At 33.4% G+C, this 15,199-nt stretch carries 15 protein-coding genes and 1 pseudogene; 10 read left to right on the forward strand and 6 right to left on the reverse strand.

The genetic code is table 11. The features are described from left to right. The first annotated feature begins 3 nt into the window (after positions 1 to 3). From BMY33_RS01365 to BMY33_RS01410, 10 genes and pseudogenes are all read left to right on the forward strand, one after another. Positions 4 to 639, forward strand: a complete 636-nt coding sequence (locus tag BMY33_RS01365) for a transglutaminase-like domain-containing protein (protein ID WP_091404487.1) — start codon at positions 4 to 6, stop codon at positions 637 to 639. A gap of 11 nt (positions 640 to 650) precedes the next feature. Beyond that, a complete protein-coding gene (locus BMY33_RS01370) occupies positions 651 to 1,034 on the forward strand; it encodes a hypothetical protein (protein ID WP_091404490.1) in 384 nt (127 codons plus the stop codon). 26 nt (positions 1,035 to 1,060) lie between these two features. Further along, on the forward strand, positions 1,061 to 1,816 hold the full coding sequence (locus tag BMY33_RS01375) for an SDR family NAD(P)-dependent oxidoreductase (protein WP_091404495.1): 756 nt from the start codon (positions 1,061 to 1,063) through the stop codon (positions 1,814 to 1,816). A gap of 33 nt (positions 1,817 to 1,849) precedes the next feature. After that, positions 1,850 to 2,614 carry an enoyl-CoA hydratase/isomerase family protein gene (locus BMY33_RS01380; RefSeq protein ID WP_091404498.1) on the forward strand — a complete coding sequence of 255 codons (765 nt, stop codon included), beginning with the start codon at positions 1,850 to 1,852 and terminating at the stop codon, positions 2,612 to 2,614. A gap of 27 nt (positions 2,615 to 2,641) precedes the next feature. After that, positions 2,642 to 3,649 (forward strand): NADP-dependent oxidoreductase, encoded by a 1,008-nt coding sequence (locus BMY33_RS01385; protein ID WP_091404502.1) that lies wholly within the window; start codon positions 2,642 to 2,644, stop codon positions 3,647 to 3,649. 1 nt (position 3,650) lies between these two features. After that, a complete protein-coding gene (locus BMY33_RS01390; protein WP_091404507.1) occupies positions 3,651 to 4,628 on the forward strand; it encodes an NADPH:quinone oxidoreductase family protein in 978 nt (325 codons plus the stop codon). Positions 4,629 to 4,653: 25 nt separating this feature from the next. Further along, positions 4,654 to 5,391 (forward strand): 3-oxoacyl-ACP reductase FabG, encoded by a 738-nt coding sequence (gene fabG, locus BMY33_RS01395; RefSeq protein ID WP_091404511.1) that lies wholly within the window; start codon positions 4,654 to 4,656, stop codon positions 5,389 to 5,391. Positions 5,392 to 5,417: 26 nt separating this feature from the next. Next, complete coding sequence (locus BMY33_RS01400) at positions 5,418 to 5,885, forward strand: MaoC family dehydratase (RefSeq protein ID WP_091404514.1); 468 nt, start codon at positions 5,418 to 5,420, stop codon at positions 5,883 to 5,885. Positions 5,886 to 6,062: 177 nt separating this feature from the next. Next, positions 6,063 to 6,781: pseudogene (locus BMY33_RS01405) on the forward strand (lysophospholipase). 163 nt (positions 6,782 to 6,944) lie between these two features. Next, the gene (locus BMY33_RS01410) at positions 6,945 to 7,433 is read left to right on the forward strand and encodes a C39 family peptidase (RefSeq protein WP_091404517.1); all 489 of its coding nucleotides are present in this window, start codon (positions 6,945 to 6,947) and stop codon (positions 7,431 to 7,433) included. A 50-nt stretch (positions 7,434 to 7,483) separates the two neighbouring features. Here the strand turns inward: BMY33_RS01410 and BMY33_RS01415 are convergent, their stop codons facing one another. From BMY33_RS01415 to hutI, 6 genes are all read right to left on the reverse strand, one after another. Further along, the gene (locus tag BMY33_RS01415; RefSeq protein WP_091404518.1) at positions 7,484 to 9,361 is read right to left on the reverse strand and encodes a sensor histidine kinase; all 1,878 of its coding nucleotides are present in this window, start codon (positions 9,359 to 9,361) and stop codon (positions 7,484 to 7,486) included. Between the two features lie 271 nt (positions 9,362 to 9,632). Continuing rightward, positions 9,633 to 10,145: a DoxX family protein gene (locus BMY33_RS01420; RefSeq protein ID WP_091404521.1), complete on the reverse strand. Its 513-nt coding sequence runs from the start codon at positions 10,143 to 10,145 to the stop codon at positions 9,633 to 9,635. 66 nt (positions 10,146 to 10,211) lie between these two features. Further along, positions 10,212 to 10,841 carry a hypothetical protein gene (locus BMY33_RS01425; protein ID WP_091404522.1) on the reverse strand — a complete coding sequence of 210 codons (630 nt, stop codon included), beginning with the start codon at positions 10,839 to 10,841 and terminating at the stop codon, positions 10,212 to 10,214. A gap of 57 nt (positions 10,842 to 10,898) precedes the next feature. Continuing rightward, complete coding sequence (gene hutG / locus BMY33_RS01430; protein WP_091404524.1) at positions 10,899 to 11,852, reverse strand: formimidoylglutamase; 954 nt, start codon at positions 11,850 to 11,852, stop codon at positions 10,899 to 10,901. A 48-nt stretch (positions 11,853 to 11,900) separates the two neighbouring features. Continuing rightward, positions 11,901 to 13,904 (reverse strand): urocanate hydratase, encoded by a 2,004-nt coding sequence (locus BMY33_RS01435; RefSeq protein WP_091404528.1) that lies wholly within the window; start codon positions 13,902 to 13,904, stop codon positions 11,901 to 11,903. Positions 13,905 to 13,950: 46 nt separating this feature from the next. Then, positions 13,951 to 15,198: an imidazolonepropionase gene (gene hutI / locus BMY33_RS01440; protein WP_091404531.1), complete on the reverse strand. Its 1,248-nt coding sequence runs from the start codon at positions 15,196 to 15,198 to the stop codon at positions 13,951 to 13,953. Between the last annotated feature and the right edge of the window lies 1 nt (position 15,199).

Raw genomic sequence — 15,199 nt, forward strand, 5'->3', positions numbered from 1 at the left:
AGGATGGATTATTTAAAGGCGACGTATTATTATGATTATGATACAGTAGAAGTCCAAAGTATAATTGCAGAATTTAAAGTGAGTAATTTGACTCCAAAGGAGAAAGCAAAAGCTTTGTATATAAAAATTAGAGATGATTGGCGTTACGATCCATATCATATTAGCTTAAAAAAAGAAGCTTATAAAGCAAGTGGAGTAGCAAAAAAGAGTAGTGGTCATTGTTTAGATAAATCAGTTTTATTAATTGCTTGTCTAAGAGGGTTAGGGATTCCAGCTAGAATTCATTTAGCGAAAGTGAAAAATCATATTGCGGTAGAACGATTGATTGAGAAATTTGGCACAAATGAATTGACTCCACATGGAATGATCAATGTCTATTTGGATGGAAAATGGTTGAAAGCGTCCCCTGCTTTTAATAAAGCGCTATGTGAGAAATGTAATGTAGCACCATTAGAATTTGATGGAGAAAATGACTCCGTGTTTCAGGAATTTGATAATAAAGGAGGTGTTTTTATGGAATATTTGGAGGATTATGGTCATTTTGATGATATGCCTTTTGAATTTATTCTTACTAATATCAAAGAGCATTACAGTGATATATTCAAAAAATATGAAGGGCTTACAGAAATAAGATTATAAAAATTATTATGATGAAAACATATACAGGAATTAATCAAAAGCAGTTTCAAGATTTTTTAGAATTATCTGTTGATGGTGCTTTTCAGATGATTAATCTTTTAAAGTTTAAAAAAAAAGTTGAAGGAACGGAGCTAACTGGAGCACAGGTATATGCCGAATATTTGAATGCAATATTGCCTTTTTTTCAAGATACAAGAGCTAAGATTATATATCAAGGTAAACCTCTATTCGGTTTGATAGGTCCAGAAGATACCATAGAATGGGATAAAATACTTATTGTAGAATACGAAAGCAAAGAGGAATTCATTGGGATGATTACAAAAAAGGGATATCCAGCAGAAATGCGAAGTCGTGCTTTATCAGATTCACGACTTATTCTCAGTATTGAGAAATGAATGTAGATTAATCAATTTAATATGATATGCAAGTAAAAGATAAAATAGTAATAGTAACAGGTGCAGGTTCTGGTATTGGAGCTGCTACTGCAAAACATTTTGCGAAACATCACGCCACCGTTATTGTTTCTGATATCAAAGAAGAAAAAGCCAAAACTACAGTGGAGCAAATCAAACAAGAAGGAGGAAAAGCAGTAGTAATTACGGCTAATGTTGCCAAGTATGAAGATGTAGAACAACTTATCTCTGAAACTGTATCACAATTTGGGCAATTAGATGTTATTGTTAATAATGCAGGAATTGGTCCTAGAAATATGTCCAAGACGGCAGAGTATACTTTGGAAGATTGGGATAGTGTAATCGCAGTGAATCAAACAGGAGTGTTTTATTGTATGAAACTAGCATTACAACAAATGATGAAACAAGGTTCTGGTAATATTGTTAATATAGCATCTTTGGCAGGTTTGAAAGCATCTTTGAATAACCTTTCTTATTGTGCAAGTAAGTTTGCGGTGGTTGGAATGACAAAATCTGCTGCCTTAGAATATGCTACAAAGAACATAAGAATCAATGCCGTTTGTCCAGGGTATACAGAATCCGCTTTGTTGAGTAAACTATTGTCTGTAAGACCTGATATGGATGATATGTTAAAAAGTGTAATTCCTATGAAGCGATATGGACAAGCAGAAGAAATAGCAGAAGCTGTAGTATGGCTTGCTTCAGAAAACACCAAGTTTATTACTGGTCAGACTATTACATTAGATGGAGGAACGTCTCTATAATTATTTAATTACGAAACAAAGTTGAAAAATATAATGTATACAATAAAAGTTGAAAAGAAACATAACTACGCAATTGTTCAATTAAGCAGAGGGAAAGTAAATGCTATTAATCATCAAATGACGCAGGAAATAAGAAAAGCTTTTTTAGATCTAGAAGCTGATGATACTGTTAAAGGTGTTATAATAACAGGAACACCGCATTTTTTTACAGCTGGTCTTGATGTGATCGAATTATATAGTTATGATAAACCAAAGATGAATGAGTTTTTCAACGATTTTGGAGGGATGTATATTCAATTAGCAAAGTTTAGTAAACCATTTATATGTGCGATTACAGGATATTCTCCAGCAGGAGGATGTGTAATTGCTATTACAGCTGATCATCGTATTATGGCAAGAGGAGATAAGTATACAATTGGATTAAATGAAGTGGCTGTGAATATTCAGATTTCTAATAATCTTATCAGAGGATATTCTTATTGGTTAGGCGAAGGAAAGGCAAATGAATGTATTCTAGGTGGTAGACTAATGCATGTAGATGAAGCTTTGGAGGCAGGTTTGGTAAATGAAGTATGTGATTTAGAAGAAGTTTTACCAAAAGCCGAAGCTAAAATGAAGCAATATTTGCAAGCAGATGAAGATATCTTTATAAATACTAAGTATAAATTAAGAAGAGATTGGCTAGAAAGTATGGAAGATGATCCTAAAGTTGATTTGGAACAAGCTATTTCTCTGTGGTGGAAACCAGAAATAAGAGCAAAAATGAAAGTTTTTGTAGAAAGTCTTCAAAATAAATAAACCAATAAAATAAATAAAAAACACGATATAATGAATAAACAAATCATCCTAAAAAATCGCCCAGAAGGGTTACCAGATAATAACACTTGGGAATTACAGGAAAACCCAATTCCAGAACCTAAGGAAGGAGAAGTGTTAATTAAGCATCATTATATTTCATTAGATCCAGCAATGCGTGGTTGGATGCGTGAAGGTAAATCTTATATAGAACCAGTAGAATTAGATGACGTTATGAGAGCTGGATCAATAGGAGAGATTATAAAGTCTAATAATCACCCCAGATTTAAGGTTGGTGACTATGTTACTGGTTGGGGAGGTGTACAACAATATGCTGTCACTAATGGTGATAATTGGTACGCTGTGGATCCTAATTTAGCACCTCTACCTATGTATATAGGAACTCTTGGAATGCCTGGTATGACTGCATATTTCGGAATTTTAGAAGTAGGGAAAATTAAAGAAGGAGATATTGTTTTAGTTTCTGGAGCTGCTGGAGCTGTTGGTAGTGTGGTTGGTCAGATAGCAAAGATTAAAGGATGTCGTGTTATTGGGATAGCTGGAGGAAAGGAAAAATGTAGTTATATTAAAGATGTTTTAGGTTTTGATGCTGCTATAGATTATAAATCAGAAGATATATATGAAGCAATCAAAAATGAATGTCCTAAAGGCATTGATGTTTATTTTGATAACGTAGGAGGAGAAATTTTAGACGCAGCGTTATCTAGACTGCGTATGCATGCGAGAATTGTGATTTGCGGAGCAATTTCTCAATATAATAATATGGAGAATATGAAGGGACCTAAGAACTATTTGTCTTTATTAGTGAGTCGGGCTACAATGCAAGGTATGGTTGTTATGGATTATGCTAAAGATTACGGGAGTGCAGCGAGAGAAATGGGCGGTTGGTTAGCACAAGGAAAACTAAAGAGTAAAGAAGATGTTTATGAAGGAATAGAAAATTTTCATGAAACATTTTTGCGTCTCTTTTCCGGAAATAAAATGGGTAAATTAGTATTAAAAGTTATCGAAGCTTAGCATGAAAGCAATAGTTTGCAAGAAATATGGTCTACCATCAAATTTGGTATATGAAGATGTTACAAGTCCAAAACCAAAGGATAATGAAGTTTTAATAAAAGTAAAGGCATGCGGAGTTAATTTCCCTGACACTTTGATAATTCAAGGATTATATCAATTTAAACCTAATGTACCTTTTATTCCAGGAAGTGATGTTGCTGGAGTAATAAAAGAATTAGGGGCTAATGTAAAACACCTTAAAGTAGGCGATGAGGTTTTTGGATTCGTAATGCAAGGAGGGTATGCTAAAGAAGTTGCAATTCCTGCGAATGTATGTTTTAAAAAACCTCCTAAGATGGATTTTTCTGTGGCTGCATCTTTTATGATTGCATACGGTACATCATATCATGCATTAAAGGATCGTGCTAAATTAAATGAAGGAGAAACCTTATTAGTGCTAGGAGCATCCGGAGGTGTGGGTCTAGCCGCAATAGAATTAGGTAAGTTAATGGGGGCAAAGGTAATTGCAGCCGCATCTTCTAAAGAAAAGCTTCAGTTATGTAAAGAATATGGTGCAGATGAAGTTATAAACTATACTAAGGAGGATCTAAAAAGTAAAATTAAAGAGTTAACAGATGGAAAAGGAGCAGACGTTGTGTATGATCCTGTAGGAGGAGATTTTTCTGAACTAGCACTGCGAGGGACCGCTTGGGAAGGTAGGTATTTAGTAATAGGTTTCGCAGCTGGACAGATTCCTAAAATACCATTGAACTTAGCATTATTAAAGGGATGTTCTATTGTTGGTGTGTTTTGGGGTAATTTTGCGATGAAAAACCCTAAAGGTAATATGGATAATACATTGCAATTAATGAAATGGATGGAGGAAGGAAGAGTACAACCACACATTCATAAAATATATCCGTTAGAAAAAGCTCCATTAGCTTTAGAGGAGATGATGGATAGGAAAGTAAGAGGCAAAGCGGTGATTCAATGTTCTTAATGTTATTTAATAAACGAGTTTACATATGAGATTAAAAAATAGAATTGCAATCGTTACAGGAGGAGCAAGAGGAATAGGAAAAGCTATTTCTATGTTATTTGCTAAAGAAGGCGCAACTGTAATTATTTGGGATTTATTACCGGAAGGTGAACAGGTGGCTAAGTCTATATTAGGCAATGATCAAGTTGCTGAATTTACAAGTATTTCTGTTACTGATAAAGTGGCTATTGAGGTCGAGGCTGAAAGAATTCATAAGAAGTATGGAAAAATAGATATTTTGATTAATAATGCGGGAATAACTAAAGATCGTACACTGCATAAAATGAGTGAGAATGAATGGGATGCTGTAATTGAAGTAAATTTAAAAGGTGTTTTTTTATGTACCCAAGTTGTTTCTCAATATATGAAAGATACTGGATATGGACGAATTGTGTCTGCAGCTTCTAATGTAGGTTTGAGAGGGAATTTTGGGCAAACCAATTATGCTGCTACTAAAGCTGGTGTTATTGCGATGTCTAAAACTTGGACAATTGAGTTGGGTAAATATGGAATAACTGCAAATGCACTAGCACCTGGGTTTACGCTAACCGAGATGACGGATCAGATCCCTAAAGAGCATGTAGATAGTATTAAGTCTCAAATCCCTCTAAAAAAAGCTGCTACACCTATGGATATTGCTTATGGGTATTTATATCTAGCATCTGATGAAGCTTCTTATGTATCTGGTATTTGCCTAACTATAGATGGTGGGATTTCGAGATAACTTAGGAATTTTTAAAATGGAAAAACATGGATCAACTTATTTGTAAAAACTTTGATGAGTTTAAAGCTTACCGTGGAAAACAATTACCATTGGGTAAATGGTTGACAGTAACTCAGAAAATGATTAATGCGTTTGCTGATGCTACAAAAGATCATCAATGGGTGCACGTTGATTTAGAGCGCATTAAAAAGGAATCTCCATTTAAAAAACCTATTGCTCATGGTTTTTTATCAGTTTCGCTACTATCCAAAATGTTGATGGATCTTATTGATATAGAAAGTTTAGCAATGGGTGTTAATTATGGACTTAACAAAGTACGATTTCCACATCCAGTAATGGTCGATAGCAGATTAAGATTACATAGTAGTATCCTAATGATCGAGTCATACGCAGAGAAGGGATTGAAAACTACTTGGGATTGTTCAGTAGAAATTGAAGGTCTTGAAAAACCTGCGTGTGTTGCGGAATTTGTTTCATTGATGTTTGAGAAATAGTAGTGTTAATTAAGTTTTATTTTTTTTGAAAGGTTTCAAAATCCGTTTTTTTGATATTAATGGTATCTTTAGAAGATGCAGTTTCAGGAATTTTATTTCAATTATAACGATTACCAGCTCTTTGGGCAATATTGGTTGCCAGAGGATTGTAAAGCAATAGTTTTGTTAGTTCATGGCATGGGTGAGCATTCTAGTAGATATGCAGATTATGTCATACCTCAATTATTAGCAAAACAAATTGGTGTAATAACCTATGATAATTTTGGTCATGGAAAAAGCAGTGGTAAGAGAGGTCATTGTCCGGAATATGAATCTTTAATGGATGTTATAGACATAGTTTATCAAAAAGCAAAAGAACTTAGCATTCTACCTATCTTTTTTATGGCCATAGTATGGGAGGGAATTTAGTTATTAACTATGTGTTGCAAAAAAAACCTGAAATTACAGGAGTAATTTTAACCAGTCCATTTTTACGTTTAGCGTTTCAACCACCTAAATGGAAAATGATAATGGGTCAGCTTTTTCAGAGATTGGCGCCGTCAATTACATTACCTTCTGGTTTAGACCCAAATGCTATTTCTAGAGTAAATGTAGAAGTAGAAAAATATAAAAATGACCCTTTAATTCATGATAAGGTAAGTCCAAATTTTACAATACCGGTTATAAAGGCTGGTTTGTGGGCAATAACCCAGGCACCTTTTTTAAAAAAACCAATTTTGTTAGTTCATGGAACAGCTGATAAGATTACGGATTTTAAAGCAAGTCAGGAGTTTGCAGAAAAAAATAATATGATTGATTTTATATCCTTTAAGGATTCGTATCATGAGATACATAATGACTTAGAGAAAGAGAAATTTATTATGATAATTACTGATTGGATTGATCAGAAAGCTTAATCTTTTGATAATTAATATTTAAGCAGGTTTTTCGTCAGTATTTTCATACTAAGTTATTGTTGTTATAAATAAGGTTTTTGTTTATTTTTATTAGCATAATTAATTGTTGTTTAAAAACAACTCTTAAAACCTAAAAACACACAAAAAAAAACAATATAAGATTATGGGCGAGTTAACAAGTTCTAAAAAGAAAGTAACCAATGTATTAAGTATAACTCCAGAAGAACAAATAGGTTCTAATAATTGTTGGGCTGCAGCTTTATCAATGGCTTTGCAGAGTTATGGTACATACAAGTCAGAAAAAATACTTGATGAGATGTTTGAAGCAAATAATCAAGGGTTGGATTTATTTACGTTACATCCGCAAATATCAACTCATTTTAGTTATATAAATTCAGAATATAGAAGTTTAATTTCTGGAAATGACCCTAAATTAAGTTTTAATGAGATACAAGGGCAGATAGATAGTAGTCGTCCAATTTTAATAGGCACACAGAATTATAATGGTTTCATGGCACATGCACTTTTGATCACAGGATATACTGATGATAATACTGTTTTGATAATTGATCCTTGGGTTGGTGCTTTAAAAGAAATAGAGTTGCAAGAGCTAGAAAACTACTGGGTAGAAACTATTGTATTTGATAAATAAAAATAAAGATATCTAATTTTGAGTAGGTTTTTTTTAGCCTACTCTTTTTTTTATTGAGTATAAGGGATTGTGAAATAAAATATAGAACCTAAATCTTTTTTGCTTTCTAACCAGATTTTCCCTCCTAACATTTCACTGTAGGCTTTTGCTATAGACAACCCTATTCCAGCACCTTCTATTGCGTAATTGTTTTCTATGTCTGCTTGTACGAAACGTTCGAAAATTGCTTTTTGTCGATTTTTAGCAATTCCCATACCGGTATCTTTTACATAAAATTGTAAAAATTCATCTTTTACTTCGTATCCAAACGAAACAGAGCCTTCAGGAGTGTATTTAAGAGCGTTTTTTACTAGGTTGGTAAGTATTGCATTGAATTTCTCTTTATCAGTTTTAATAACTGCTTCGTTATCCGGTAAACCGTTATTAAAACTTAATTGTAAATCCTTTCTGTCTGCTTCCGGTTTAAAAAAATGATATAAGTAGGTAACTTGTTCATTGATATTTATATCAGATGTAAAAACCTTTACTTGACCTGATTCAATCTTAGAAATATCAATAATATCTCTTATAATATTTAACATTCGGGCACCACTTTCTTCTATTAAGCTAATGTATAATTGTTGTTCGTCTCCAGTAAGGACAGGCTCTTTAAGTAATTCCGCAAAACCTAATATGCCATTCATGGGGGTGCGAATTTCATGGCTCATGTTTGCTAGGAAAGCGGATTTTAAACGATCACTTTCTTCAGCTTTATCTTTCATCTTATTGAGCTCTATCTCATAAAGTTTAAGCTCAGTAATATCTGTTGCTGTTCCTACATAACCTATTATCTCTTTTTGATCATTATATTCTGGAATTGCTTGTCCTAATACCCAAATTGTAGTTCCATCTGGTCTAATGAATCGATATTCTGCATGAGAAGCCTCTTTTCTTTTAGTATCATCATACCAATTAGATTTTAATTTTTTTCTATCCTCTGGATGAACAGCCTTAAGCCATCCGTCATTCATTGCTTCTTGTTGTCCCAGGCCCGAAATTTCACACCATTTCTCGTTAACAAATGTGGTTTTCCCATTTGCCTTTGTCATAAAAATACCTACTGGTGAGATATCTGTTAAAGTTTGATATCTATTTTCACTTAATTGTATTACTTTTTCAGCTTCTTCAAACTTTTGACGATAGGTTAGTGAATGATATACATCTTTAAAAGTAGAATAGGTGTTTTCCGAAATTTCTTTTTGGAAATACTTAATATATACAGTGAATATGATTCCGTAGTAGAGACTCATAACGATCTTAGAGGATAAGCCAGAAATCAGAAAATTCGTAACATCCATTGGCCCCCAAAATCCAACAACACTAAACATTATTGCATCAAATGATAGTATCAAAAGCATAGTAATAAGTATTCTTAAAAAAAGAGCTTGTATGTGTTTAGATATGTACTCAAATATGAATATTATAAGAATAGAATCAATAAATAAAAGAATAGTGCCATATATTAAAAGAAAGACATTGGTATTGAAAAAATCTGATAGCATTTTAAAAGATACCTGATGAATGTTGGAATCTTTTAAATTAATACCAAAAAGTAGTAATAATATTACGATCATCAAATTTGCTATAACAAGAGCGTATATTAGCTTTCGAGTTAACAAAGCGTCTTCTTTGATGTAAAAGATTAAAACGGTAAATAATGTTACAGAGAAAAGAACAGATGACCCAGGAGATACTGTTATACCATCATAAATCTCAAAATACATAGTTGTGGCTGTAAACACCTGGATGAATTGAAACATTCCCAGTGCAGTAAATAAAAGTCCATTACCTGTAACTTTTCGAAAATGAAACAACGTAAGAACCAAAAAGGATACAACAAACCCCTGTAGTAATAAAACTGATATTTGATAAAAATTTACTGCTTCCATAAAACATTATGAATCATCTTTATTTTAGGTTAAATAAAGAGATTGTATTTATATTAAAAAAAGCCCGAGAAATAATCAATATGTGCAAATCTTTAAGGGGAAATTAGATGTAAACATGCACATCGAAGATACGAAAGTAATTATATTTTGATAGCTACAATACACAAGTTTTTCTAGAAATAGAGTATTATATCCGCTATTCTTTGGTTAATTTTTAATACTAAGAGCTAAGTTGATTGTTTTTATATATTAGATAATGAGAAATCAGATGTTAGCGTTGTAGAAAGGTATATGCGAAAAATAACATAGCAGCTAAGGTTGCGCTTGTGACAAATAAAAGATTCTTTTTGGGATCTTTTGTTTTTTTTAAGGTAAGTATTTTAAAAATTTGAGTCATTTTATTTTGTTCAAAAAAGAGTAGAACTATTAGAATAATAAGGAATACTATGGCATTAATGGTAGCTCCAGTATTTACTTGATAAAATATATCAAATAATACAATATTGGTCATGATTGGGAGTAGTAAAAGTGCGCCAATAATCTTTGTACGTTGGGATAGTAGGAGTAGGGCTCCTGTAACTTGAAGAATTCCGATTATAATAGGTATTGTTTGTGTGTAACCAAAAAAAGACCACATTAGCTCCATTCCTGTTAACTCACTTACTAATTTATCAGGAAAACCGTTATTGTTACTGAATTGTAGTGGTTTTGCAGCACCATAAACGAATATAAAAAATGCAACAAAGTATCGTAAGGTGCGTTCAATTATTTTTTGAAAAGGCATTTGGTAGTTTTTAGTAATCAGACGATTCACTAAAAACAATGTTACACTATGAATAAAAATTTATAACTAAGTTATTTTTCGCCTCCAGAAAGTAACAAATATTAATGTTATTATTGAAGGGGTTAGCCAAATCCACAAGGTACTTGAATCTAATGCGGCTAACAAAAATGCCGTGACCGCTGCTCCATAAGCTCCAGACATTTTTCCAATATGATTAGATAAATAGCCTCTAGGATTCGTTTTAAAGGTTTTATAGAGTTTTATGTCTCTTATTGTGGCCATTACTCCAAATCCTCCAAAAAAGAAAAATAAAGTGCTTTTAGGGATCTCTTGTACGCGATAAAAAATACCAATACTAATCATTCCGAAAAAAATTAGTCCCATTATAATGGTAATAGTTATGTCTGTAGTTCCTAATGTGTGATGCTTCTTAAATCGCAGTATTCTATTTCCGGAAATTACAAGATATATAGTGAAAATTGAGAGTAGATTAAGTAATAGGTTTTTATGATTAGGTAATAGGGTAATAGGTATTGCTATAAGGGCACTTATAAACATAGCTACAGAAAAAACGACCCCCGATTTTCTGTGATAAAACTTACCTTTTTTACCGATAATGCTAATAAGACCTGCTAATAAACCGATACCGCCAAAGAAGGCGTGAATATAAATAAGAATTAGAGCAATTTGTTCCATACAGCTTATCAGTATTTCTATTGTAAATATAATTAAATGTAGAAACAGAAAATATAATTAAGAAGTGGAAATAAATTTCATAATATAATAAACTAGTCTAGCTGCTAATCTTGCGGTGCAATTGTCTAAATCATAGATGGGATTAAGTTCTACAATATCTGTACTTATTAACTTACCACTATTACAGATATGTTCAATAGTAAATAAAGCAATATCAGTCGAAAAACCAAATGGAGAAGGGGCGCTAACACCAGGGGCAAAAGAAGACGAAAAACCATCTAAATCAATAGTTAAATAAACTACATCAATATCGTTTATAAAATTATCAATTACAGTTGCAATGTGGTTTTTGTTTTCAATATTAAAATCTGTGTTTTTAATATATTCTACTCCCAATTTTTGAGCCGTTTGAAATAATATTTTATTGTTAGATTCTTCTTGAATACCTAGGCACAAGTATTTGAAACGATCGTTCTCTTTTGAAATTTGATAAAACGGAGTGCCAGAATTTCCTTTGTCATTTACAGTTCTTAGATCAAAATGGGCATCTAGGTTTATAATTCCAATACAAGTATCTGGGAGGTGTTTTCTAATTCCGTTATAATGGGCATATGCTAAATCATGACCGCCACCTAAAATTATATTAAAATACTTGTTTTTAATCAGTTGAAACACTTTGTCTGAAGTAATACTTTGTGTTTTTTCTAGATCATTTTCAATACAATAAATGTTACCTGCATCGATTGTTTTAACAGATTTATCAAGGTGATTTGACAAGGATCCTATCATTTTTCTTATAAGATCAGGTGCGGACTCTGTACCAATTCTACCTAGATTTCTTTTTACTCCTTCTTCACAAGCGTACCCTAGAATTGCAAAGGCTGTTTGTTCGTTTTCAGGAAGTTCATTGTTTTCTAAATCAACACAAGTTATTTTTTCGTGAAGGTATAATTGATCATTAGATGTTCGTCCTGACCAAATAGTTGAATTTGTTTTTTTATAATTTTTCATTGGAAGAATTATGCTTGTGTATAAAATATTGCACAGATGTTTTGGGTGTTAAAATAATTTGTCTAAAATACTTTTTTCTAATACATTAGGAATGGTTACTTTAAGTTCTGGTGTACGTCTCATTTCTCTTTTAATAGCAAAAATAGCTTCTTCATTTCTTGCCCAGCTTCTTCGAGAAATACCATTATTTACGTCATAAAATAACATGTTTTTTAACTTTTTGGAGGCTTCTATGGATCCATCAAGCAGTAGTCCAAATCCTCCATTGATTACTTCACCCCAACCAACGCCACCACCATTATGAATAGAAACCCAAGTCGCACCTCTAAAACTATCTCCTATCACATTATGAATGGCCATATCGGCTGTGAATTTGCTTCCATCATAAATATTGCTTGTTTCTCTATAAGGAGAATCTGTACCACTTACATCGTGGTGATCTCTGCCTAATACTACAGGTGCGGAGATTTGGTTTGATTTAATGGCTTTGTTAAACGCCTCAGCGATTTTAGCTCTGCCTTCGGCATCTGCATATAGAATCCGAGCTTGAGAGCCTACAACAAGCTTATTTTGCTTTGCTTCTTCAATCCAAGTGATGTTATCTTGCATTTGTTGTTGGATTTCTTTTGGAGCGTTTTCTTTAATTTCTTGCATTACCTGAATGGCAATCTTATCTGTAGTATCTAAGTCACTAGGTTTTCCGGATGTACATACCCATCTAAATGGTCCAAAGCCATAATCAAAACACATAGGGCCTAAAATATCCTGGACATAGGATGAATATTTAAAATCAATATTGTTTTCGGCCATTACATCTGCTCCAGCACGTGATGCTTCTAAAAGAAATGCGTTTCCATAATCAAAGAAGTATGTTCCCTTTGCCGTATGTTTATTTATTGCATCCGCCTGTCTTCTCAGTGATTCTTGTACTTTAATTTTAAATTTTTCTGGATCATTTGCAATCATCTGATTGGATTCTGAATAAGTCATTCCAACTGGATAGTATCCGCCAGACCAAGGATTGTGCAAAGATGTTTGATCAGAACCAAGATGTATATATATGCTTTCATCATAAAACCGTTCCCAAACATCAACAATATTTCCTTTGTAAGCTATCGAAACTACCTCATCGTTTTTAACCGCTGTTCTAACTCTACTTACCAAATCGCTTAAATCATCTACAATTTCATCAACCCATCCTTGATTATAACGTTTTTCTGCAGCATCTGGGTTTACTTCTGCACATACAGTGATACATTTGGCAATATTACCAGCTTTAGGTTGCGCACCACTCATGCCTCCCAATCCAGCAGTTAAGAAAATTTTTCCTTCAGTTTTTTTACCTTGATTTAAAGTTTTTCGAAAAGCATTCATTACTGTGATAGTAGTTCCATGTACAATTCCTTGCGGGCCAATATACATATAACTACCAGCGGTCATTTGTCCATATTGGGTAACACCAAGTGCGTTAAATCTCTCCCAGTCATCTGGTTTGGAGTAATTTGGAATCATCATTCCATTTGTAACAATAACTCTGGGAGCTTCTTTAGATGAAGGGAATAGCCCCATAGGATGACCAGAATACATATGTAAAGTCTGCTCGTCAGTCATGGTTGCTAGATAATGCATAGTTATTAGATACTGCGCCCAATTCTGAAACACTCCACCATTTCCTCCGTATGTTATCAGTTCATAAGGGTGTTGAGCTACAGCTGGATCCAAATTGTTTTGTATCATCAACATAATTCCTGCGGCTTGCATCGAATTTGCAGGATATTCTTGGATAGGTCTTGCATAAATTTTGTAGTCAGGCATAAATCGATACATATAAATCCGCCCAAATTCATTTAATTCTTCAAGAAATTCTTTTGCAAGCTCTTCATGCCAATTGTTGGGGAAATATCTAAGAGCATTTTTAAGAGCCAGTTTTTTTTCATCAATGGATAAAATTTGCTTCCGTTTGGGTGCTCTACTTATTTTGGAGCTAAACTCTTTTCTTGGAGGAAGTGTTTTAGGTATACCGGATATAATTTGTTTTTCGAAATTAGTCATAAGAGGCACTATAGTTACTAGTTTATTGATTTAGAATTGGTTTTTATTATTTAGAATATACTATTTCTCCACGTTTCCAAACTTGTGATGGAGTCAGTTTACCTTGATTGTATAGTATTTCGTTGTAATTGTCGATTGGAAAAAGACAGAAGTCTGCTATCATTTTTGGAGCTAATTTGCCACGATCTTCTAATTTTAAAGCAGCTGCTGCTCTATAGGTTATTCCTGCTAATACTTCTGCATTACTAAGCTTTTGAAATGTTCCTAGAATACAAGCTTGTGTTAGTAAATCTCCCATTGGTGCAGAACCAGGATTCCAATCACTTGCAATGGCCAAAGCACCTCCCGCATTTAGAATTTTTCTTGCAGGTGTAAAATCACATCCTAAGCCAATAGAAGCTCCTGGCAGTGCGACCGATATCACATCACTTTCGGCTAGTGCTTTAATTTCATTATCTGTACTAGCTTCTAGATGATCTGCGCTTATAGCCTTAATTTCAACAGCAATTTCACTACCACCAGTAGTAAACTGATCTGCGTGAACAGTAATGTCGAACCCCATCTCTATCGCTTTCTCAAAATATGGCTTTATGTTTTCTTTAGTAAAGGCACTCTGTTCTATAAAAGCATCTATTCTATTGGTGAGTTTCTCTGTTTTTAGAATAGGAAATAGAGTAGTAGCAATTTCGTTTAGATATTCCTGGTGATTCCCATCATAATCCTTAGGTAGCATATGTGCTGCTAAACAGGTAGGAATAAGATCTGATTCTATATTTAAACTAGCTTCTTTTATTGCACGAAGCATTTTAAGCTCTTCTTGTACAGAAAGTCCATAACCACTTTTTACTTCCACAGTGGTGATACCGTTTTTAAGAAGGTTATTAGCTCTTTTTACTACAGAATGGCATAGTTCATCTTGACTAGCGGTTCGAGTATTGGTAACGGTATCCCATATTCCACCACCAGCTTTTGCGATTTCGAGGTAAGATTTTCCAGAGTTTCGCATAGCATAGTCGTTTGCTCTGGAGCCTGAAAAGCATATATGTGTATGAGCATCGATTAAGCCAGGAAGACAGACGTAATCGGATTGTAGTTCTATAATTTCTGCATTATAGTTGTTTCCGATTTCTTTTAAATTAGAGTAACTCCCAATGCTATGAATATTTTCTCCATCCATTAGAATTCCTGCATCATCAATCACGGGTATTTCTTCATCTTTTAAAGCACCTTTTAGTGATAATCCATCCATGGATATCAATTGCTTGATGGGGCCAATAAGTGTGTACTTTTTCATA

The organism is Aquimarina amphilecti (assembly GCF_900109375.1).
In the GTDB taxonomy this organism is placed as follows: domain Bacteria; phylum Bacteroidota; class Bacteroidia; order Flavobacteriales; family Flavobacteriaceae; genus Aquimarina; species Aquimarina amphilecti.

Coding starts and splice junctions, on each gene's coding strand:
- BMY33_RS01425 (WP_091404522.1), bottom strand. CDS start 10,841: ATGGAACAAATTGCTCTAATTCTTATTTATATTCACGCCTTCTTTGGC.
- fabG (WP_091404511.1), top strand. CDS start 4,654: ATGAGATTAAAAAATAGAATTGCAATCGTTACAGGAGGAGCAAGAGGA.
- BMY33_RS01410 (WP_091404517.1), top strand. CDS start 6,945: ATGGGCGAGTTAACAAGTTCTAAAAAGAAAGTAACCAATGTATTAAGT.
- BMY33_RS01400 (WP_091404514.1), top strand. CDS start 5,418: ATGGATCAACTTATTTGTAAAAACTTTGATGAGTTTAAAGCTTACCGT.
- BMY33_RS01365 (WP_091404487.1), top strand. CDS start 4: ATGGATTATTTAAAGGCGACGTATTATTATGATTATGATACAGTAGAA.
- BMY33_RS01390 (WP_091404507.1), top strand. CDS start 3,651: ATGAAAGCAATAGTTTGCAAGAAATATGGTCTACCATCAAATTTGGTA.
- BMY33_RS01380 (WP_091404498.1), top strand. CDS start 1,850: ATGTATACAATAAAAGTTGAAAAGAAACATAACTACGCAATTGTTCAA.
- BMY33_RS01435 (WP_091404528.1), bottom strand. CDS start 13,904: ATGACTAATTTCGAAAAACAAATTATATCCGGTATACCTAAAACACTT.
- BMY33_RS01420 (WP_091404521.1), bottom strand. CDS start 10,145: ATGCCTTTTCAAAAAATAATTGAACGCACCTTACGATACTTTGTTGCA.
- BMY33_RS01415 (WP_091404518.1), bottom strand. CDS start 9,361: ATGGAAGCAGTAAATTTTTATCAAATATCAGTTTTATTACTACAGGGG.
- BMY33_RS01370 (WP_091404490.1), top strand. CDS start 651: ATGAAAACATATACAGGAATTAATCAAAAGCAGTTTCAAGATTTTTTA.
- hutG (WP_091404524.1), bottom strand. CDS start 11,852: ATGAAAAATTATAAAAAAACAAATTCAACTATTTGGTCAGGACGAACA.
- BMY33_RS01375 (WP_091404495.1), top strand. CDS start 1,061: ATGCAAGTAAAAGATAAAATAGTAATAGTAACAGGTGCAGGTTCTGGT.
- hutI (WP_091404531.1), bottom strand. CDS start 15,198: ATGAAAAAGTACACACTTATTGGCCCCATCAAGCAATTGATATCCATG.